Genomic DNA, 20433 nt, shown 5'->3' on the forward strand with positions numbered 1-20433 from the left:
ACCACCTCGTACAGGTCCCCACCGATCCGGGCCTCGGCCACCGCCGAGGTGTAGGACACCGCGGCGTGCAGCGGACCCGCCGTCAACGGCACGGGCCGCAGCAGCACCCGCTGGGCGACCTCCGCGATCGACCGCACGCTGGCCAGCTCCGCCTCCCGGCGCGAGCGCATCACCGCGGCCGCGACACCCACTCCGGTGACGCCGGCCACCGAGGCCAGCGCGGTGTAGCCCCGGCGCTCGTCGAACAGCCCGTCGTACAGCCCGAGCGCGACACACAGCACGAGGGCCGCGAGCCCGAACCAGGCCGTACGGCGCCACCCCCCGACCAGGCCGGCGAAGGCCGGCCCGAGAGAGACCAGCGGCAGGAACCCGACACCTGGCCCCGCCACGATGTCCGTCACCGCGACCACCGCCATCACCACGACCGGCATGCAGGACAGCAGCGTCCAACTCGTCGGCGGCTTCCGGTCGGTCATACGGCACTCCTGCGATGTCGCGGCTGTCGAGAGCCGCCGGTCTTCCCCGCAGGCGCCCCTCCCCCACCTTTAGACTATGCAAAGGTGGCTTCTGTGAGAGGACTTCCGCTCGGGGTCCCTTACCCAATCGAGTCCGAGAGACGACATTCCCGACACACGGGAGGCCCGACCATGACCGACAGAGACACGGCACATCGCCGCCCCAGACACCCCACCGGGTGGCGCCGCCTGGCCCTGCGTCTGCCGATCCTGCTCTACCGGGCGGGGCTCGGCACCCTCTTCGGGAAGCGGCTCCTTCTGCTGCATCACACCGGCCGGGTCTCCGACCGCGACCGCTTGACGGTCCTCGAGGTCGTGTCCTACGACCCGGTCGAGGCGAGTTGGACGGTCGCCTCCGGCTTCGGCCCGCGGGCCGACTGGTACCTGAACCTGCGCGCCCAGCCCAAGACCCTGATCCGGTTCGGAAACCGCCCGCACGCGGTCACCGCGCACTTCCTGTCACCCGAGGACGGCGCCGAGATCATGGCCGGCTACGCGCGCCGACACCCTCGCACTGCCCGCCGACTGTGCGCGTTCATGGGACTCCCCGTTGACGGCGGCGAGGCGTCGTTCCGCGAGGCGGGACAGGCCATTCCCTTCGTGCGACTCGAAGCCTCCGGCGGGTACGGCCGAGCCGCGCACGGACACTCGTGACTCGGGAAAGTCACTCAAGAACACTGGCGATCACATTTTGCACTGTGCAATTATCGGTAGCGGGGGCTGGTCGGCGGCCGATCGGCACAGGACAACCTTCCGGCCATCGGCCGGCCCCCTGCCAGGATGCGGCGGCCGCCGAGTACTCGTCCCTTCCTCAGGAGGAAAAGGGTGTGAGCACCCCAGATCCAGACAGACAGGGAACACCGAACAACCCGGACGCAACGCCGTCCGGCACCGGTGACGTCTGGCTGAAGTTCCTGGCGGACAACGAGCGTGCCATCCGCGAGTCCGCCCCCAAGGAGCCCTCCGCACAGGAACGGGCAACCGCTCGATCGCTTCGTCGTCTCGATGCCGACCGGCACGACCCGCGCCGTCCTCGCCCGGATCACGCACCGGCGGACGACAGGACGGGGGTCGTGGGCGACCTGTGGCAGCCCGAAGGTCCGCGGCCGGCCTGGCGAGAGCTCGACGGCCCCGCCAAGCTCCGCCGCGCAGGCCGCGTGATCGCCATGGTCGCGGCCCTCGGCCTGGCCCTCGGGGCCTGGTCCTTGCTGTCCACCACAGCGGGCACACCGAGTGATGAGCCGGGTGGCAGTACGGTCCAGGAAGTGGAGGAGGCGCCGGACGCCATCCCCACGACCAGCCCCGGTTCCGCCGCCGTCGAACCGACATCGACCGTCCCCATCGGGTGAGGGAGCCTCGCCCTTCCGGAACCCGGCAACCAACGGTGCGTCAGGATGCGCGCCAAGAACATGTCAGTGCCGCGTCAAGAACGTGTAAGGTTCCCAGCGGTGTGCCGGGAAGTCTGGTCGGCGGTCTGAGGACAAGTCTCTTCGCCGATCGGGGGTTCTGGTCATGGTGCTCATCGTGGTCTTCGGGGTGGCGCTGCTCATAGCGGTGCTGCTGTCCGGGCTCGCTGCCCGGACCGTGCTGTCCACATCCTTTCTCTTCCTCGTCGGCGGGGCCCTCGTCAGTGACGGGTTCCTCGGGCTGATCCACATCACGCCGGACAGCGAGATCGTGTCCGTCACGGCCGACCTGGCGCTGTTCGCGGTGTTGTTCACCGACGGCATGCACGTCTCCTTCCCCAAGCTGCGGGAGAACTGGCGCAACCCGGCCCGCGCGCTCGGGCTCGGCATGCCGCTGGCGTTCGTCGGGATGGCGCTGATCACGCACTTCCTCGTGGGGCTGGACTGGACGACGTCCTTCCTGGTCGGCGCGGTTCTCGCGCCCACCGACCCGGTGTTCGCCTCGGCCATCGTGGGCCGCAAGGAAGTCCCGTCGAAGCTGCGGCAGTTGCTCAACGTGGAGAGCGGCATCAACGACGGGCTCGCCCTGCCGGTGGTCCTCATCCTCATCGCCGCGGCCGGGCCGACCTCCGGGCACGCGGAGGCGTCGCTCGGGAAGATCGCGCTGGAACTGGTGCTCGGCCTCGCCTTCGGCGTGATCCTGCCCTTCGTGGTGATCGAGCTCGTACGCTTCAGGCTGCTGGGTGCCGAGCCCAAGCTGCAGCCGCTGCTGCCCCTGGCCATCGGCGTGATCCTGTACGCCCTGTGCCACCTCACGCACGCCAACCCCTACCTCGCGGCGTTCTCCGCGGGCGCGGTGCTCACCGCGCGGTCGCTGGAGGCGAAGGAGGCGTTCGAGCCGCTCGGCGAGATGCTTGCGGAGCTGGCCAAGTTCGCCGCGCTGCTGGTGTTCGGGGCGCTGCTGACACCGCAGCTGTTCGGCGACCTCTCCTTCGGGGGCTACGTCACCGTGGTGCTCGCGATCGTGCTGATCAGGCCGGCCTCGCTGCTGCTGTCACTGGTCGGCACCCGGTTCACCCGGCAGGAGAAGCTGGTCGCCGCCTGGTTCGGGCCGAAGGGGTTCGCCTCCGTGGTGTACGGGCTGCTGGTGCTCCAGGCGGGGATCCCGCAGGGCCAGGAGGCGTTCACCCTGATCGCCGTGTGCATCGCCTTCTCGATCGTCGCCCACAGCTCCACCGATGTGCCGATCGCCCGTCTCTTCAAGGTCGAGGACATCGCCGGCATCCCTGGCGACGAATCGGCTCCCGCCACCACCCGTGAAACCCGCTGAATCGTCCGCCCAGTCCGCTGACTTCGAGAAACCCGATCGCGTAGAGGCACGCGGCGACTACCTGTGAGAGGAACATCGTCACCGTGTGACGCACGAGCCACCACCCCGGGCCGTCCCCGAGACAGGCCCTTGCCGCCGGACTCACACGGGCTCTCCTGCCCTGCTGTCCCGCGAGCGCTGTCCGCAAGGCACGTCTTCCCGCGGCGCTGGTGATTCCGAGCCGTACGCCGTGCACGTCACGGAACAGAAGGACGCGCTGCTGCACGCCGCCGGGCGAGAACGTCGTCCACAACCGGACTGAGGCGAGCCGGGTCAGATCGACGCTGCGCCGGCCGGTCAGGGTGCGTGCGGTCGACCGGGCCCGCGAATGACGTGCCGGAGGACGCTCCTGGCACAGGTCCTGCAGGAGTACCAGCGCGGGTCGAACCGGCCACCAGGGCCGGTGCCGTGACAAGGAGGCTTCCCCCCGGAGAGGACACCGGGTGCGAGAGGAAGGGCTCCACCCGGGCCATCGCAGTCGAGTCGCCGCCGTGCGGGCGCGCCTCCGGGCGACGCCGCCGCCACCCACGCTCGGGAGCGGGGGGACACGTCGCATCTCAGTCCTGCGCACCGTCCGGCATCGGACGTGCAGCGTGCCGAGCGAAGAGATCGGCACAGCCGAGGACTTGGTGGAGCGGGTGGCGGCGATCGACATCGCCGTCGGGCATGGTCTGCATGCGCCTGCCGCACGAGACCCGAGCCGGCCGACGCGTCCAGGACCTCTGGAACGTGACCGCAACCACGAACACGAACCTCGAGTTGGCCGACCGCTTCACGTGCCAAGGTGTCACCCGCGTGGTCATGGAGGCGACCGGCTCGTACCGGAAGCCGTTCTTCTTCCTGCTGGAGGCCCGCGGACTGGACTGCTGGCTGGTCAACGCCCGTGGCGTGAAGAACGTCCCAGCTCGCCGAACGCGGCATGCTGCGGCCCTCGTTCGTGCCGCCCGAGCCGGTACGGGAATTGCGCGACCTGACCTGCGGCTCAGCCGAAGCAGGCGCCGTTGACCCACACTTGTGGGCGTTCCTCGGCAGCGGCTCGCCGAGCGGCGGGCCGCTCATGCTCTGCATTCATTTCGCCGAACTCGATCGAGTCAGGCCCGCGTAGCGGTGTGCCACTCCGCCGGGAAGCGGCGATGGGGTGGCGGTGCCGTAGCGGCCCTGGTGATGGATCGGGGAAGGTGCTCTCAGAGCTTCTCTTTCCAAACCTCGTGTGTGGTTTCTGCTGGTCAGTTATGGGATCGCGGTTACTGCGGGAGTCTCGGTCCGTTGCTGGCCGAGATGTCGTGGGAGTGGCGGGTGCCATCGATGCGGGCGGTTCTGGAAGCGCGGCAGAAGGCCGCGGCCCTGCGGGTGGAGGAACTCGAAGCCGAGCTAAGCGTGTGCGGGCGGCTCTGGTGGAGGCGGAGGAGGTGCTCCGGTGCCGGGTGATCGGCCTGGATCGTATCTGGAGGCGCTGGCCGAGGCGGATGTGCCCGCCGTGGTGGCTGGCGGGGTGCCGCCAAGAAAGCCGGTGGGGCCGCGCCGGGCGGTGCCTCACCGCCAGGACGCGGCCGACGCCGAGGTGTTGTCGGTGGACTACCAGGCGTTGATGGCCGCTGCTGCGGAGGCGGGATCCGACGGGCTCGGTGCCCGGCAAGCAGCGGTGGTATTGGGCTGGGACAGCGCGTTGGCCTCCCGTGTCGAGGGGGCGCGGGCCCGGCTGAAGCGGCTGGTGGAGCGGTGCTGGCTGGTGGAGGAGAAGCCCGGCAGGTTCACGCTGCCCGCGCCGGTCTGGTGCCGGGCGGTCAGGCGGCGGCTCATGAGCAGGGTCATCGACCACAGGACGACGCTCTCGCTGGTGTCGGTGCGCCGTTCATAGTCACGGACCAGACGTCGGCTGCGCGGGAGCCAGGCGAACGGCCTTTCGGCCACCCAGCGTCGGGGCAGGACGGCAGGACCTGAAATCCTTGGACGTCGTCGCCGCGGCGGACGATGTCGAGAACGAGGCCGCACCATGGCGAGGTCCGAATGGTGCCGACGACCGGCCGCCCGCGTCGGACGGGTAACGCCGGGGCCGAAATGGTGACGCTTTCAGGTCGCCGGCTGTTCCGGCTCCGGCTCATGAAGGCGCCTGATCGGCCGTACGATTGTGCGCTGCTGGCGGTCAGCGTTTCGGGACCCTGCCCATCTCCGCTGCGAAGACCACGGGGTCGCTGTCGAACCCTCGGACCATCGCGTGAAACTCCCATGCTCCGGAGGCATCCCGGGCGAACTCCGCGACGGTCACGGCGGTGGATCCGACGACCTGCGCGAAGTCGTCCTTCAGCAGCTCCTTGTACCCCTCGACAACGAGCACTCCGGCGTTCGATATGTCACCGAACGTCTTGGGGGCGCTGTTCTGGTGGATCGCCACGCCTACGACCACGCGTGCGAAGGAGGGAGCGAGGCGATCGAGCTCCAGGGTCATCACTTCGACGTAGCCGAAGCCCTGACCGGTCTGGCTGTGCCGGCTCATGTTGATGGTGCCGTCCGGTGAGCGGCTGTCGAAGTGGACGACGTACACGGGCTGCCCGTAGGGGGCATCCGTCGAGTAGGTCGTGGCGATGATGTCGAGATGGTGAGGCGGCTGATCCCAGGGACTCGGGTCCCACTTGAGCCGTACCTCGACCTTTCCCACTCTCTGGCTGTTGTTGCCCACCCGATTGCTGCCTCTCGCGTGTCAAGCCACCACGGGATGGTCCCCCGCACGGTCAAGTATGGCTCTCGGCTGCCCGACCGGACCCCGCCGCCCCTGCCGATACCCATCCGGCCGATGGCGGTACGCGGCCGCCACCCCCTACCGGCCGACCCCAACCACCTCAACAACCAAGCTGTGCAGAGAACGGCATCAAGAGAGCGTAAAGGTTGCCGGGTCCTGGCAGTGTTTTGTCGGCGTCCGCATGTGAACATGCGATCACCGGCAGGGACAGTGAGGAGAGGCGGTGAGCGCGGGTGGCCTGGTTTCTGGGTCTCGGCATCGCAGGAGTCGTACTCCTCGTCCTGTCCCTCGTCTTCGACGGTGTTCTCGAGGGTCTCTTCGACGGCGTCGACGCGCTTGACGGCCTCTTCGAAGGGTGGCTGTCGCTTCCGGTCATCGCCGGGTTCGCGTCCATGCTCGGTTTCTCCGGCGCGATCGTCATGGGCGCCACCGGGCTCGGCGCGGTCGGCGCCACCGCGATCGGAGTGCCTGCCGGAGCCGCCACGGGCTGGCTCGCGTATCGCCTCGGCCGTGCGCTGCTGAACGACCGTTCCGGTGCTGCCCCGCGCGACGACGACCTGATCGGGACCGCGGGCTCCGTGGTGACGTCGATTCCGGCCGGCGGCTACGGCGAGGTGCTGGTCCACCGGGCCGGGCAACCGGTGAAGCTCGCGGCGAAGAGTCCAAGTCCGGTGCCGCGAGGCGCGGAGGTCTGGGTGGAGGAGGCGCTGTCGCAGACAGCTGTCTTCGTACGCCCGGTCGAACGCTGAACCCGCCTCCTCGCAGCTCACATCAGGCGCCGATGCACCGGCGCCCTTTCACCCCATGTGAACCCACATCGATCTGCCGTCCCCTGGGAGGGCTGAGGGGAAGACATCATGAGTTCAGTCGTCATCGCCGTGATAGGAGTCGTTGTACTCCTTGCCCTGCTGGGCCTCGTCGTGATCACCCGTTACAAGGTGGCGGGCCCGAGCGAGGCGTTCATCATCACCGGCCGGCGCGGCAAGCAGGCCACCGACCCGGACACCGGCAGGGTGTTCACCGACAACAGTGGCCAGAAGGTCGTGGTCGGCGGCGGAGTCTTCGTCGTACCGTTCGTGCAGCAGAAGTTCACCCTCGACCTGTCCAGCCGGCACATCCCGATTGCGGTGCGCGGCGCGGTCACGCTGCGCGGCGTCAAGGCCAACCTCGAAGGCGTCGCCATCGTCAAGGTCGGCGGTACCGAGGACTCGATCCGCGCGGCCGCCCAGCGGTTCCTGATGCAGCAGAACGGCATCGTCGGCTTCACCCAGGAGGTGCTCTCCGGCGCGCTGCGCTCCATCGTGGGCCGGATGTCGGTGGAGGACATCATCCGGGACCGTGCCGCCTTCGCCGGACAGGTCGCTGAGGAGGCCGAGGCGAGTCTGTCCGGGCAGGGCCTGGTCCTTGACGCCTTTCAGATCCAGGACATCACCACCGAGGGCTCCTACCTGGAGGACCTGGGCCGGCCCGAGGCCGCCCGGGCCAAGCAGGAGGCCGACATCGCCGAGGCGGTGGCCCGGCGTGCCGCCGAGCAGGCCCGGCTGAAGGCCGAGGAGGAGATCGCGATCGCCCAGCGGACCTTCGCCCTCAAGACGGCGGAGATCAAGGCCGAGACGGACGAGGCCGCGGCGCGTGCCGCGGCGGCGGGCCCGCTGGCCGAGGCGGCCCGGTCGCAGGAGGTACTCGCCGAGCAGGAGAAGGTCGCCCAGCGGCAGGCCGCGCTGACCGACCGCGAGCTGGACACCAAGATCCGCAAGCCCGCCGACGCCGCCCGCTACCAGGCCGAGCAGGAGGCCGAGGCCCGCCGGGTCGCGCAGGTCAAGGAGGCCGAGGCGGAAGCGCAGCGGTCCCGGCTGACTGGTGAGGGCGAGAAGGCGCACCGTGCCGCACTCGCCGACGCTGTACGCATCGAGGGTGAGGCGGAGGCGGCCGCCATCGGCGCGAAGGGTGCCGCCGAGGCCGAGGCGATGCGGAAGAAGGCCGACGCGTTCGCCCAGTACGGCGACGCGGCCGTGCTCCAGATGCTCGTCGAGGTGCTGCCGCAGGTCGTCGCCAAGGCATCCGAGCCGCTGAGCGCGATCGACAAGATGACGGTGATCTCGACGGACGGGGCGAGCCAGCTGTCGCGTACCGTCGCCGACAACGTCGCCCAGGGCGTCGAACTCCTCAGCTCCACCACGGGGGTCGACCTTGGCGAGCTGCTGAAGAACATCACCCAGCGGGCCGGCGGTTCGCAGTCCACGACGACGGCGCCCGCCGAGAGCAACGGGAAGGTCGAAATCACCGGCTGACGTGGCCAGTGAGCAGAGAAGCGAGCCCGGGCGGTCCTGGAACCGCCCGGGCCTGTGTGAGAAGGCGCTCTCGCTGGATGGCGCCGCACCCGGGGGTAGCCGTGCACGTTCTTCCGCCGCTGGGTCGGCTTTCCGTACGGGGGTGTGAGCTGTGTTCCTTTGGCTCTGGCTGATCGGCTGGTCGGCATTCGCACTGCCCCTGGCCATCGCCTCGCTGCGCGGCTGGGCGCCGAAGCAGGTCCGACGTCGTACGAGCCCGTGGGGCATCCGCGTCCGGGGAGTCGCACTGCTGGTGCTCTGGCTCGGCGGGCTGGCCGGCCCGCTGCTGCGATGGAGCGACCTGGACACCGCGGACGCCGGTTTCCTCACCTCCGTCGTGCAGGGCGGGTTCTTGATGTTCGCGGCAGGGCTCGTGGCCGGCTCGCAGCTGGGCGAGTGGTTCTACCGACGGGCGCTGCGGGACCAGGAGGCGGTCGATCAGTCCCTCGGCAACGGCAAGAGGCCGTTGTGATCCGCATCGGCAGGGCTGTGGGCGGCCGTCCGCCCGAGTCGCTCACGTGTCGCAGAACGAGGAGAACGGGAAGCCGCCCATGACAGGAGCCCTGGCCATCGGGCGGATTCCACGTGGTGGCGCAGGGGCTGTCGGCGAGCCCAGAAGCGGTGGCCCGGATGCGTAGATCCTTCCGACGGAAACGACGGCCGCCTTGGCCCTCTCCAGGACCGTGCTTGGTCTCGCCGGACACCGGCGACGGTCCTGGTGCTGGATCGGGGCGGGCCTCAGCGCCGTCGTCATCGGGCCGGCAGTCGGTCCGAGCGCCGACGAAGCCGGTCTCGGCCGGCTGAGTGACCTGGCCGTCTTCTGCGTCGGAGGCGGACCGGTCGCTGTCGCCGTCGGGGTGGCGGCACTCCTCAACTGCCGCCGTATGCGCCGCACTCTGTCCGTCCACCCGTGGACCGTCTGCGCTGCTGTCGGCATCCCACCTCGCCAGGGCCCGCCGCGCGTGGTGCTGCATCACCCCGTGAGCGGCGATCTGATCCTGCTGACGGCGAGCACGGTGGCCCCGCGGTATCACCTGGCCGATCACGGCCCCGGCGGGGTGCTGTGGTGGCGTGGCGATCCGCACACCGGAGGGGGCCTCGCGAAGCCGGGCGGTGAGCGGTTGTTGTGGGCTCGCCGCACCCGTATGGTGCGGGCCCGCCACGGCGATGTCCAGGCAGCGCAACGGCAGGGACTGATGGATCGGCCCAGTCCAGTGCAGCCGCGGATGCCTGACGGTGACTCGGCCGGTAAGGGCAAGGCCGGCTGAGTACCCCAGCCCGTTGTCGCAACGCGTCGTCGCGAGATGGACTCGGCAGTCTTTCGGGACCCCAGGTTGAAGCGCAGTCCGCGGGCGGATCAACCGGGCAAGACCGCCGAGTGGATCAACGCAGACCGCAGCGGGACGCCGGAGTCCTCGGACATGTCACTCCGGCACCGCATCCTTGCAGCTCTCCGAAACCCTCACCACGCCGAAGACCACCGGGTAATCGGTGATCTGCTGGCTCGGTCCCGGCTGCGAGGTGCAGATCTTCCACGCCGTCGGGTCGTCTACCGGACGGCCCTGTCCGCTCGCGTCCTTGAAGGTCATGTCGAGTGTGGAGCCCATCTGTTCGTAGGCCCGCCCGGCGTTGCCGCCGATGACATCCGGCATGGTGGCGGTGACCGGCTCGGGGTTGGCCGGGCGAGGCGTCTCGGCGGACCCCGAGCCGGTCGCGGTGCTCGCCGAGACGTCCGGCACGGACGACGCGTCGCATGCGGTGACCAGGGCCAGAAGCGTGGCGGCGAGGGTGGGTCTCAAGAACTTGGTGACGATCATGCTCCTCCCAGCGTGGTGGCAATTCGTAACAGTATTCACGGTGAGACAAGAGGAAGGACCGCCGCCTCGTCGTACCAAGCCCCTTACCCTCGCACCCTTCCTGACGTGGCGGCGCACGTGACGACAGGATCTAGCGCTGAGGACGGTGACGTGGCGGGGCACGGCGTTGCAGCGCCGCACCGGCGGAGCGGACAAAGGGGCATGCCTGAGCGTCGTCTGCGAGTTCGGGCCGCACTCATCCCGGTTGAGGACCAGTCAGCGTCGGCACGTCTCTACGCACCACGCGGGGAACGCACTCCGGCACCCTCGACATTGCCGGAATCCGGCGTGGTGCGCTGTCGGCTACGTGCTCTGCAGGGTCCCCGCCCCCGTCCGTCAGCGCGCGGGCCAGGTCCTCTGCCACAGAACTTCCTGTGCACATTGGCTGGACTGGTCGGCGGATTCTTCTGAGCGGCGTCGTGAAGCAGGAGTCTCTTACGAGAGTCTGACGCGACCGCCGTTTCGGGTCGCCACGCTGTTCCCTGTGGCCACCCTGTTGCCGTCCGCAGTTGCGGATTCAGGGCGCACAGACGGCGCACACCCACAGAGGAACGGGACGTGAACATGCACAGCAGTGGTCACCACCGCACAAGCCAGCCTGCCGGGACGCGCGGCGGTCACCGGGCGAAGACCAGGACACGACGCATCATGATCGGTGGCGGGGCCCTCGCCGTCGCCGGGGCGGCCACGGTGGCCGTTTCCTTGGCCTCGGCCAGTCAGTACTCCGGAAGCGCCGTCGGAGCTGACCACGCTGTCTTCGTCCAGGGCAACGAGCTGGACGGCAACACCATCCATGTGTTCGCTCGGGGTGACGACGGAAAGCTCAGCCCCTCGGGGACCTACGCGACCGGCGGCAAGGGCGGCGATCAGGTCGATGCCCCCACCGACTCGCTCGCCAGCCAGGGCTCCCTCGTCTACGACGACGCCTCGGGGATGCTGCTGGCGGTCAACGCGGGCAGCGGCACGGTGACCTCGTTCCGCGTCGAGGGGCAGCAGCTGAAGGACCGGCGTGTCGTGAAATCGGGCGGAGAGTTCCCGGCGAGCGTCACGGTGCGCGGCAAGATCGCGTACGTCATGAACGCGGGCGGCGTGGGCAGCGTTCAGGGCTTCAAGATCACCGGCAAGGGGCTGAAGCCGCTGAAGGGTTCACACCGTTCCCTGGGCCTCGACAACGAGAACATACCGCGCTTCGACACCTCCCCGGGCGAGGCCGCGTTCACCCCGGACGGACGCAACCTGGTGGTCACCACCAAGGGCAACAACACCGTCCAGGTCTTCCCGATGAAGCGGAACGGTCTGCCGGCCGTCGCCGAACCGGTCGTCAACAAGTCGGCCGGCGGCGTCCCGTTCGCGATCAGCTTCGACAGGACGGGGAAGCGGATGCTGGTCGCCGAGGCGGAGAAGTCCACCGTCACCACGTACAAGGTGAAGCACGACGGCAAGCTGAAGGTTCTTCAGGAGCCCTTGGCCAGCGGTCAGGAGACCCTGTGCTGGCTGGTGCGTGCGGGCAACTACTTCTACGGCGGCAACACCGGCAACTCCACCGTCACCGGCTACCGCATGGACAAGCAGGGCACGCTTTCCCTGACCAACGACGTGGGCGTCGCCACCCCGCCTTCCGCCAACTCGCAAGGCGTCATCGACCTCGCCGTGACCGAGGACGAGAAGTTCGTCTACGTTCAGAACGCAGTCTCCGGCACCGTCGACGGCTTCCGCGTCGAGGCGAACGGCGCCCTCACCAAGGTCACGACGGCCGAGGGTCTGCCCGCCTTCGCCGAGTCCGGCATGGAGGGCATCGCCGCGGTCTGACGGGCCGCGACACCAGCACTCCGCCACATCTGCCAGGTCTCCCCTGAACACCCGCGCACACATACGAAGGTGGGGCATCCTTGAGAGGCATGCGAAGGAAGCTGATGTCAGGGGTGGCCGCCCTGGTCTCGTCTTTGCCCGTGGCGGCCCTGTGCGCAGGGCTGTACTGATTCCAGCCGTGGAAGCCGTGGGTCGACCGGGAGGTGCGCGAAGAGATCCCGGGACAGCAGAAGGACCTTTCTGCCGGCAGTCTGTCTCCTTCCCCCGCTGCCACACGTGCTGAGGCTGGAGGGCCTGCCCACCAGCGACGGCCCGGAGTTGCGGGTCTGGCTGACTGACGCACCGGTGATCCGGAGCAAGGCAGCCTGGGGTGTCTATGACGACGGCAAGTAGGCCAGCCTGGGCAGGCTCAAGGGCAATCAGGACGACCTACCCCGTCGTGCGGCCGACCCGTCACGGCGACGGCGACGAGCGCCACCATTCCGGCGGCCACGGCGAGGCCGCCGGTCACGCCCGCCCACTGCTGCCTGGCACTGCCCGGCCTGCGTAGCCCACCGATCGCGGTCTTGATCACCAGCCGATCTCGCGCAGGGCGCGGGCCTGGGCCTGGCTGTCGTCGCCACTGAGGAGGTAGATGCCACTCTGCGGGTGCTCGTGAAGAGCTCCTGAAGACCAGTCGCATGGTCAGTTGCTGGACGGCCACGAATCCGCCGGGGCAGGAGCCGGCGTCGGCGTCGGCGAAGGGCATGTGGCTGCGGTGGTTGGCGCTGTCGATGTTCGGCCGTCCCAGCAGCTCTGGAAGCGAGACTTGCGTACCACCTCGCTGCCCCTCGGGCACATCCGGGACTGAGTGACGAGGAAGGCGTGCACTCCCTTGTCAGTGGGGAGTGCACGCAGCGGGCTTGCGGAGTGAGCAGGATCAGTTCACTCCACCGCAACACGGTCCGAAGCGGATTCTCCCGCACACGCGGATGTACCCGACCGTACGAGCGTCCGGCGCACCGCGTCCGCGAGTGCGGAAGCCGCGCTCGCGTCGGCGTCCGCAACCCCGACGCCGTAGCGGAACCGCACGGTCGCGCCGTCCTCGACGGTCAGCTCCTCGCTGAAGAACGGTGCCGGATTGAGGCAGGCGAACTCCTCGGTCCGGGCGAACCACTGCGGCGGGTGACTCGGGTTGGCCGTGTCGTCGAGCATGAGTACGAGCGACTGCGCGTCCGTCTCGTCGTGGCGGCCTGCGAAGCCCATCCACTCCATGCGCCGCCCACGAACCTCGTCGCCCCCCATGCCTTCCTCGGTCACGAACTGTCCGCCGGTGAACGACCGCGGGCCGCGCCAGAACAGGCCGCCGTAGCCGGCGTTCTCCCGTCCCTTGGTGGTCGGCGATCCCATGGCGACGTCCGTTCCGGAGACATTCGTCATCCGCGTCTCGAACGTCAATGCCCAAGCGTGCTCGGAGATCAGGCTCGCTCGCAGCGTCCTGCGTTCGGTGAAGAACAGCGCGCCGGACTGGGTGGTCCAGTCCAGGTCGTGAGTGAACGTCGCCGCTCCGTCGGTCCTGTCCAGGTCGACAACTCGGCGGTGGGCCTGGGTTCCGTTGTTCTCCAGCTGGACGTAGAAGCGTCCGTGGAAGTACGTGGGACCGCCCCAGAAGTTCTCCTCGCCGACGTGGGGCAGGGACCAGGCGATGCCCTTGTGCCAGACGTGGTCGTGGGGACGGAACAGGCTGACGACCTTGCCGGCCCGGGTGCGCAGGGGATGGATGTAGGGCTTGGGGGATTCCAGCTGGACGGTGTCCGGCTGATACACGTAGCGGAACAACTCGGTGCCGCCGTCGCGGACCGTGACCGAGGTGCCGAGGTCGTGGCGGATCTCAAGAGAGTTCATACGAGGGCCTCCTTGACCGGCTCCCACGGCACGGCGCCGCCGTCCATGCTGACTGCGAACGGGTCGTCGTCGGTCAGTTCGCCCGCGGCGATGCGAACACCGCGGAAGGCCGAGGCGTACGTCGCCGCCGCGAACTCCAGCGTGCGACGCGCGTCCAGCAGGCTGACGCCGGGTTCCTCACCGGCCTCCCAGGCATCGAACACGGCCTCGATCTGAAGCCTGTGACCGCTCGTGATGTCGGGCTCGTCACCATGGGCCCAGAGGTCCGAGAGCTCTTCGTGGCCGGGGGCCGGCGTGAACCGCCAGTGTTCCTCGCGGTAGCCGTAGAGGTGCTCGAGTTCGACCGTGGCATGTTCGAAGTCGAAGCGCAGGCGCGACGTCTCCCGGGGGGACAGCAGGGAGTTGACCACCGTGGCGAGGGCTCCGTTGCCGAACCGCACGGCGGCGATCGAGACGTCCTCGGTGTCCGTGGGCCGGGTCTGGCGGTCGGCGAGTGCGGTGATCTGCGACCAGGGGCCGAGAACCGACAGCATCAGGTCGAACTGATGGATGCCGTGTCCCATGGTCGGGCCACCTCCCTCGACGTCCCAGCGCCCCCGCCACGGCACCTCGAAGTACGCGTCGGGCCGGTACCAGAGGGTCTCGCAGGTGGCGATCAGTGGCCGGCCCAGTGCGCCGGACCGGGCCAGCCGTCGCAGGCGTACGGCCGCCGCGCCGTAGCGGTGCTGGAAGACGGTCAGGACCTTGGAGCCGGTCCGCTCCTGCACCGCGGCCAGTTGGTCCATCTCGCGCAGGCTCAGCGCCGTCGGCTTTTCCACCAGCGCGGTGACTCCGGCCTGCATCACCATGGACGCCAGGGGTGCGTGGGTCTGCGGGGGCGTACAGATGTGTATGAGATCGAGGTCTTCGCTCTCCAGCAGTGCCTGCGGGTCGTTGAAGACGTGCGGCACGGAGAATCGGTCGGCGAACTCGGAGGCACGGGTGGGGTCGACGTCGGCGACGGCGACCAGTCGGGCGCGTTCGGAGAGTTCCGTGAGGGCTTCGGCATGAGCGTGGGCGATACCGCCGGTGCCGATGATGGCCACGCGGTACGGCGGCCGGGGGCTTGGCATGGGTGTTTTCTCTCTCTTGGTTCCTGCCCCACTCCTCGTGGGGCCTCCCGGGGGCCGTGGGCAGCGGCGCCGGCCCCCGGGAAGGAGGTCACTTGGCCGCGTCGATCTCGCCCTGGAGGTCCTTGACGAAGGCCTTGGCGGCGGATTCGGGCGAGGTCTTCTTGAAGTAGACCTCCTGGCTGTAGCGCTGCAGTGCCGGTTCGATGCCGCTTCCGCCGTTGGGGGTCACGACCGGGGACTCACCCGGGGTCACGGCGTTCATGTAGTCGGCTGCCGCCTTGTCGGGCCCGGTCAGGCCCGGCTGGAGGTGGTTCAGCATCTCCTTGTTGGCGGGGATGCCGCGCTCCGTCTTGAGGATGTCGGCGGCCTTCTGGTCGTTGAGCATGAAGTCGATGAACGCGGCAGCCTCGGCCGGGTGCTTGCTCTGGCTGGAGACCGCCCAGTACATGGAGGGCTTGAAGAAGTTGGCCTTGGTGCTGCCGACACGGGGCATCTGCAGCAGTTTCACCTTGGCGCCCGTGGCCTGCTGGATTGCGGTGATCTGGGTGTTGTACACCCCCATCATGGCCGCCTTGCCGGTGGCGAAGCTGCCGGCGGTGACACCCGCGGTCAGGTCCTCGACCATCGTCGACGCCTTGACGCTGGCCCCCGAGGAGGTCAGGTCCAGACCGTACTTCCACATCCCGGCGAGCGTCTCGGGCTTCAACGAGACGTTGCCGTCCTTGTCGAAGAGGTTTTCACCGTGCTGACGAGCCCAGTACTTGACATCGCCGGCGGAGAAGCCGGGCGCGCCGGCCGCACCATGGATCTTGCCGCCACTCTTGTCGGTCAGCTCCTCCCCGATCTTGGCGTAGTCGTCCCACGTCCACGTCTTGTCGTCGGGAACCTTCACGCCGTACTTCTTGAACAGGTCGGTGTTCACGAGGACGGACATGACGCCGATGCCGACGGGAAGCGCGTACTGCGTCCCGTTGACCTGCCCGGTGGCCAGGGCCTGGTCGTCGAACTGTGACGTGCTGAGGAGCTTCTTGGCCTTGCCGAGGTCGTACAGCGCTCCGCGGTCGGCGTACGACGCGAGGTACAGCTCGTCCATCTGGACGACGTCGGGAGAGTCCTTGGCCGCGGTCGTCGTGGCGAGCGCGTCCCAGTAGCCGTTCCAGTCCTTGTACTGGCCCTTGACCGTGATGTTGGGGTACTTCTTCTCGAACGCCTTGATGACCTCGTTGGTGAGCTGGGCGCGGGCGTCCGCTCCCCACCAGGTGGCGCGGATGGTGACCGGCTTGTCGCTGAGGTCGGAAGCGGATTCGGTGCTGCCGCCGGAGCAGGCGGTCAGTACGAGCGAGAGTGAGGCGATCGCTCCGACCGCGACGCGTCTGAAGGGGCTGGGGTTCATGGGCTTGTCCTGATTCTGATGGGTGGGTCGGGTTGAGGTCCGCGGTGCTCCCGAGCGGCCATGGCTCGGTCGCCTCCGCATGTCCGGCAGTAGCCCCCGCGGTTACTTGCCGCCGGTGGTCGCGATGCCTCGCAGAAGGAAGCGCTGTCCTGCGAGGAAGATGAGGAAGACGGGAACGAGCGACACGACACTCATGGCGAACACCGAGCCCCAGTCCGTCGCGGTCTGCTGGTCGACGAAGGTCCGCAGTGCGAGAGGCGTGGTGTACATGTCCGGGTCGGTCAGGTAGATCAGCTGGGTGTAGAAGTCGTTCCAGGTCCAGATGAAGGTGAAGATGGCGGTGGTCGCCAGCGCCGGGACCATCAGCGGCAGGATGAGGGAGAAGAAGATCCGCGCGTGCCCGGCTCCGTCGAGCCGTGCGGCCTCATCGATCTCGCGCGGGATGCCCCGGATGAACTGCACCATCAGGAAGATGAAGAAGGCGTCGGTCGCCAGGAACTTCGGCACGATCAGAGGCAGGAATGTGTTGACCCAGCCGAGCTCCGAGAACAAGACGTACTGCGGCACGATGATCACGTGGATCGGCAGCATGATGGTGACCAGCATGATGGCGAACCAGATGCGCTTCGCCCGGAATTCCAGCCTGGCGAACGCGTACGCGGCCAGGGAGCAGGCGAGGAGGTTCCCGAGGATCGCGCCGGTCACGACGATCGCCGAGTTGATCATGTAGTGACTGAACGGTTGGGAGAAGGCGTTCCAGCCGTTGCTGTAGTTCTCGAGGTGCGGGTGCGTCACTGCGAGTCCCGCGCTGCGGAAGATCTGGTTGTTGGGCCGCAGCGAACTGGCCACCATCCACAGGACGGGGTACAGCATCGTCAGGGCACAGAGAGCCAGCAGGCAGTGCTTGAGAGGGGCGCGCACCGCACGTCTGATCCGGCGCGTCGCGTGGCGGCGGTGGGCGGGCAGCGAGCGAGGTACGGCTGCGGTGCGGTCAGTCATCGTAGAACACCCAGTACTTTGAGGCCCAGAAGTTGACGGCGGTGAAGGCCGCGACGATGAGGAGCAGGACCCACGCGAGCGCGGACGCGTACCCCATGTCGAAGTGGCCGAACCCGCGCTGGTACAGGTACAGCGAGAAGAAGAGGGTGGAGTCGGCGGGCCCTCCGGTACCGCCGGAGACCACGAAGGCCTGGGTGAACGTCTGGAAGGCGTGGATGATCTGCAGCACCAGGTTGAAGAAGATGATGGGTGTCAGCAGCGGAATGGTGATGCTGCGGAACTGGCGCCAGTGCTTCGCGCCGTCGACGGAGGCCGCCTCGTAGAGGGAGGCCGGGATCTGCCGCAGCCCGGCGAGGAAGATCACCATGGGTGAGCCGAAGGTCCAGACGTTCAGGACGACGAGCGTCGACAGCGCCGTTCCCGGCTCCGAGATCCAGCCCTGCCCCTGGATTCCGACGAGGGCCAGGGCCTCGTTGACCAGGCCGTTGGTCCCGAACATCGCGCGCCACAGCACGGCGATCGCCACGCTGCCGCCGATCAGTGAGGGCAGGTAGAAGACGGAGCGGTAGAAGGCGAGGCCACGCACCCCCCTGTCCAGCAGCAGGGCGAGCCCCAGGGCCATCGCCAGTTGCAGCGGGACGGAGACCAGCACGTAGCTGAACGTCACCTGGAGCGACTTGTGCAGGCGCTCGTCGGAGAGCATGCGTGTCCAGTTGTCGACTCCGCTGAACTGCGGTGGTTGCAGCAGGTTGTACTTGGTGAAGCTGAGGTACAGCGAGGCCAGCATCGGGCCGAGAGTGATCCCGAAGAGCCCGATGAACCATGGCAGTAGGAAGAAGAACGCCGCCTTGTTCTGCTGGCGCGCGCCCCGTTGGGACCCGCGCAGCCGGCGTAGTTCGTTGATGGAGCTCACGGCACTGCTCCCTTGAGCGGCGGCATCGGCACACAGTGTTGGGGACCCGTCCCGGGCCCCGCTTGATCAAAAAGTGATCGTTCACTCTTTGAGTTGGGAGGACCATAGTGAACGATCACTTTTTGCGTCAAGAGTGTGTACTCTCTGACTTCGGAACGTTGGCGGACGGGTGGGAGAAGCGGATGGACGGCGCTGACACGGCGCGACGACGGCCGACGATCACCGATGTGGCGCGACTTGCCGGTGTGTCGCCCCAGACGGTGTCGCGGTACCTGCGATTCAACGGCGGGCTGAAGCCCGCGACCCTGGAACGCGTGGAGAACGCGATCCGCGAACTGGACTACCGTCCCAACCTGGTGGCGCGGTCGATGCGGACCCGCAAGACCGGCCGGCTGGCGATAATCATGCCCGCCATGGCGTTCAACCCGTCCCGCATGCTGGCGGGCGCCAGCGCGACGGCGCAGGCCGGAGGGTTCTTCGTGGACGTCGTGAGCGCCGGGGGCGGCGTCCGTGCCAGGAGCGAGCGCCTGCTGGAACTGGCGGATTCGGGACAGTTCGAGGGCATCCTCTCCCTCGCCCCCGTGCTTCCCGCGGTGGAGAGCAAACTCCACCAGAGGACGACCGTGGTGATCTCGGCCGACTTCGACGACGAGATGCGTGGCATCGGGCAACTGGCCGACGCCACGCCCGTGGTGCAGATGATCGAGCACTTGGCGGCGCTCGGTCACTCCCGGTTCCTTCATGTGGCGGGCGACGCGCAGTTCGCTTCCGCGAGGGCGCGCAAGCAGAGCTATCTGGACACCGTCGAACGCCTCGGGGTCGAGTCCGTCGGGGTCTTCGACGGGGACTGGTCGGGGGAGTCCGGCATCGAGGCGATACGGTCGCTCCCGAGCCATGCGCGGCCGACCGCGGTGATCGCGGCCAATGACCTCGTCGCCGCCGGCGTCGTCCGGGGCGCCCGGGAGCGCGGCTGGGACGTGCCGGGCGACCTCAGCGTCACCGGTTGGGACAATGCCGGCGTCGGGCAGTTCATGACTCCGTCCCTGACCACCGTCGACGTGGAGCTCGAACACCTCGGCAGCAAGGCCATGGCCAAGCTGATCGCGGGTCTGCGGGACAGCGCGCCCGAGACGAGTGAGGGCTCCCTGTTCCGGATCATCTGGCGGGAGTCGACGGCCGAGCCGCCTGCGACAGGTCGTGCCGACCGCAAGCGGTGACCCAGGGGGCGCCGCTGTCGGAGTCGGCGCGAGGCAGGCGGACCAGGCCCGTCCGCTCTGCCCCCACCACCCATCCGGTCCGGCGTTGCGATGCGGGCCGAATCGGACGTGAACGCCGCGCGGCCTCAGGCGCACATCGCCATCAGTTCTCGTATACGTCAAGCCGACCGCACATCCCGAACTTCCCACGGGCAACCGGCTGTTCGGCCCTCACGACCGCATCCGCGAGGTGCGGGGCCTCCGCCCGCTCCAGCCAGTCGAGCTGCACCCCCGTTGCTGCGGCGGAGGCCTCGGCCCCCTGGCGCCACCGCTCGCGCCACTCGGCGATGCGCGGCCGTACCAGCGCGGCGGCGGCACGGTGGAAGGCGGCCAGGGCCCGCGGTCCCTCGGCCGCGCGTAGTGCCCGGTAGCCCTCCAGGGCGAGGTCCCGCCGGGCTCGGGCAAGGCGCTCCTGCTCCTCTGCGGGCGCGTCGGCCGGGATGGCGGAGGCACGTGCGTACGTCTCCGGATCGGTCAGGTACTCCGGGGGCAGCGTGAGGACCGCGTCCCCTGCCTCCGGCAGCCCGCTGTTCTGCATCAGTACGGTGATCCGCAGATCACCCTCGTTGACCAGCCGGTGGATGGTGCCGGGCGTGAACCAGGCGACCGTACCGGCCTGGAGCGGAGTGACCTCGTACCCGGATGCGGTCAGCGTCTGCACGGCCCCACGTCCGCCGGTGACGACGTAGGCCTCCGAACAGGCCAGGTGCATGTGAGGGGTGCCGCCGCACGCCCCGTCGGCGGCAGGCCAGTCGTACACCGACAGATGCGAGATGGCGACGCCCCCGGGCAGGCCGGCGTGGGTTGTGGTCATGGTGTCAGAACTCCGTTTTCGTGACAGTAAGCGCTTTCTT

At 68.6% G+C, this 20433-nt stretch carries 17 protein-coding genes and 4 pseudogenes; 10 read left to right on the plus strand and 11 right to left on the minus strand.

The features are described 5' to 3' along the window. Nucleotides 1-476: pseudogene (locus ACFY9S_RS33755) on the minus strand (hypothetical protein); the annotation flags it as partial. A gap of 171 nt (nt 477-647) precedes the next feature. Between ACFY9S_RS33755 and ACFY9S_RS33760 the strand changes: the two are divergent. The 4 genes and pseudogenes from ACFY9S_RS33760 (at nt 648) to ACFY9S_RS33775 (ending at nt 5092) form a co-directional block, all read left to right on the plus strand. After that, complete coding sequence (locus tag ACFY9S_RS33760; RefSeq protein ID WP_391136177.1) at nt 648-1169, plus strand: nitroreductase family deazaflavin-dependent oxidoreductase; 522 nt, start codon at nt 648-650, stop codon at nt 1167-1169. Between the two features lie 419 nt (nt 1170-1588). Continuing rightward, entirely contained in the window at nt 1589-1864 is a 276-nt protein-coding gene (locus ACFY9S_RS33765; protein WP_391136180.1) for a hypothetical protein, read from the plus strand. A gap of 163 nt (nt 1865-2027) precedes the next feature. Further along, the gene (locus ACFY9S_RS33770) at nt 2028-3251 is read left to right on the plus strand and encodes a cation:proton antiporter (protein ID WP_391136183.1); all 1224 of its coding nucleotides are present in this window, start codon (nt 2028-2030) and stop codon (nt 3249-3251) included. A 1344-nt stretch (nt 3252-4595) separates the two neighbouring features. Further along, nucleotides 4596-5092, plus strand: a pseudogene (locus tag ACFY9S_RS33775) (hypothetical protein). 10 nt (nt 5093-5102) lie between these two features. On the opposite strand, the pseudogene ACFY9S_RS33780 reads toward ACFY9S_RS33775, so the two are convergent. Then, nucleotides 5103-5285 (minus strand): annotated as a pseudogene (locus ACFY9S_RS33780) (transposase); the annotation flags it as partial. Nucleotides 5286-5433: 148 nt separating this feature from the next. Further along, nucleotides 5434-5946 (minus strand): TerD family protein, encoded by a 513-nt coding sequence (locus tag ACFY9S_RS33785; RefSeq protein ID WP_391136186.1) that lies wholly within the window; start codon nt 5944-5946, stop codon nt 5434-5436. A 314-nt stretch (nt 5947-6260) separates the two neighbouring features. Here ACFY9S_RS33785 and ACFY9S_RS33790 point away from each other — a divergent pair, with 314 nt between their 5' ends. From ACFY9S_RS33790 to ACFY9S_RS33805, 4 genes are all read left to right on the plus strand, one after another. Then, on the plus strand, nt 6261-6776 hold the full coding sequence (locus tag ACFY9S_RS33790) for a hypothetical protein (RefSeq protein ID WP_391136189.1): 516 nt from the start codon (nt 6261-6263) through the stop codon (nt 6774-6776). Nucleotides 6777-6884: 108 nt separating this feature from the next. Continuing rightward, a complete protein-coding gene (locus ACFY9S_RS33795; protein WP_391136192.1) occupies nt 6885-8318 on the plus strand; it encodes an SPFH domain-containing protein in 1434 nt (477 codons plus the stop codon). Nucleotides 8319-8469: 151 nt separating this feature from the next. Further along, complete coding sequence (locus ACFY9S_RS33800) at nt 8470-8829, plus strand: hypothetical protein (RefSeq protein WP_391136195.1); 360 nt, start codon at nt 8470-8472, stop codon at nt 8827-8829. Nucleotides 8830-9337: 508 nt separating this feature from the next. Continuing rightward, nucleotides 9338-9625, plus strand: coding sequence for a hypothetical protein (locus ACFY9S_RS33805; RefSeq protein WP_391136198.1), 288 nt, complete (start codon nt 9338-9340; stop codon nt 9623-9625). A gap of 156 nt (nt 9626-9781) precedes the next feature. Here the strand turns inward: ACFY9S_RS33805 and ACFY9S_RS33810 are convergent, their stop codons facing one another. Beyond that, nucleotides 9782-10174 (minus strand): hypothetical protein, encoded by a 393-nt coding sequence (locus ACFY9S_RS33810; protein ID WP_391136201.1) that lies wholly within the window; start codon nt 10172-10174, stop codon nt 9782-9784. Nucleotides 10175-10777: 603 nt separating this feature from the next. On the opposite strand from ACFY9S_RS33810, the gene ACFY9S_RS33815 reads away from it, so the two are divergent. After that, nucleotides 10778-12022, plus strand: coding sequence for a beta-propeller fold lactonase family protein (locus tag ACFY9S_RS33815; protein WP_391136586.1), 1245 nt, complete (start codon nt 10778-10780; stop codon nt 12020-12022). Nucleotides 12023-12689: 667 nt separating this feature from the next. On the opposite strand, the pseudogene ACFY9S_RS33820 reads toward ACFY9S_RS33815, so the two are convergent. The 6 genes and pseudogenes from ACFY9S_RS33820 to ACFY9S_RS33845 form a co-directional block, all read right to left on the minus strand. Next, nucleotides 12690-12862, minus strand: a pseudogene (locus tag ACFY9S_RS33820) (DUF1996 domain-containing protein); the annotation flags it as partial. Between the two features lie 84 nt (nt 12863-12946). Beyond that, a complete protein-coding gene (locus ACFY9S_RS33825; RefSeq protein ID WP_391136204.1) occupies nt 12947-13906 on the minus strand; it encodes a DUF6807 family protein in 960 nt (319 codons plus the stop codon). Beyond that, nucleotides 13903-15018 (minus strand): Gfo/Idh/MocA family oxidoreductase, encoded by a 1116-nt coding sequence (locus ACFY9S_RS33830; protein WP_391136207.1) that lies wholly within the window; start codon nt 15016-15018, stop codon nt 13903-13905. Before ACFY9S_RS33830 ends, ACFY9S_RS33825 begins: the two co-directional genes overlap by 4 nt. 88 nt (nt 15019-15106) lie before the next feature. Next, nucleotides 15107-16411 carry an extracellular solute-binding protein gene (locus ACFY9S_RS33835; RefSeq protein WP_391136211.1) on the minus strand — a complete coding sequence of 435 codons (1305 nt, stop codon included), beginning with the start codon at nt 16409-16411 and terminating at the stop codon, nt 15107-15109. A 102-nt stretch (nt 16412-16513) separates the two neighbouring features. Further along, the gene (locus ACFY9S_RS33840) at nt 16514-17410 is read right to left on the minus strand and encodes an ABC transporter permease subunit (RefSeq protein WP_391136214.1); all 897 of its coding nucleotides are present in this window, start codon (nt 17408-17410) and stop codon (nt 16514-16516) included. Then, nucleotides 17403-18323, minus strand: a complete 921-nt coding sequence (locus ACFY9S_RS33845; protein ID WP_391136217.1) for an ABC transporter permease subunit — start codon at nt 18321-18323, stop codon at nt 17403-17405. The genes ACFY9S_RS33840 and ACFY9S_RS33845 overlap by 8 nt, the downstream gene beginning before the upstream one ends. A gap of 182 nt (nt 18324-18505) precedes the next feature. Here ACFY9S_RS33845 and ACFY9S_RS33850 point away from each other — a divergent pair, with 182 nt between their 5' ends. Next, nucleotides 18506-19540: a substrate-binding domain-containing protein gene (locus ACFY9S_RS33850; RefSeq protein WP_391136220.1), complete on the plus strand. Its 1035-nt coding sequence runs from the start codon at nt 18506-18508 to the stop codon at nt 19538-19540. 142 nt (nt 19541-19682) lie between these two features. Here ACFY9S_RS33850 and ACFY9S_RS33855 read toward each other — a convergent pair whose 3' ends face one another. After that, nucleotides 19683-20393 carry a cupin domain-containing protein gene (locus ACFY9S_RS33855; protein WP_391136223.1) on the minus strand — a complete coding sequence of 237 codons (711 nt, stop codon included), beginning with the start codon at nt 20391-20393 and terminating at the stop codon, nt 19683-19685. Nucleotides 20394-20433 lie beyond the last annotated feature (40 nt).

Source organism: Streptomyces sp. NPDC012474, from assembly GCF_042955185.1.
In the GTDB taxonomy this organism is placed as follows: Bacteria; Actinomycetota; Actinomycetes; order Streptomycetales; family Streptomycetaceae; genus Streptomyces; species Streptomyces cahuitamycinicus.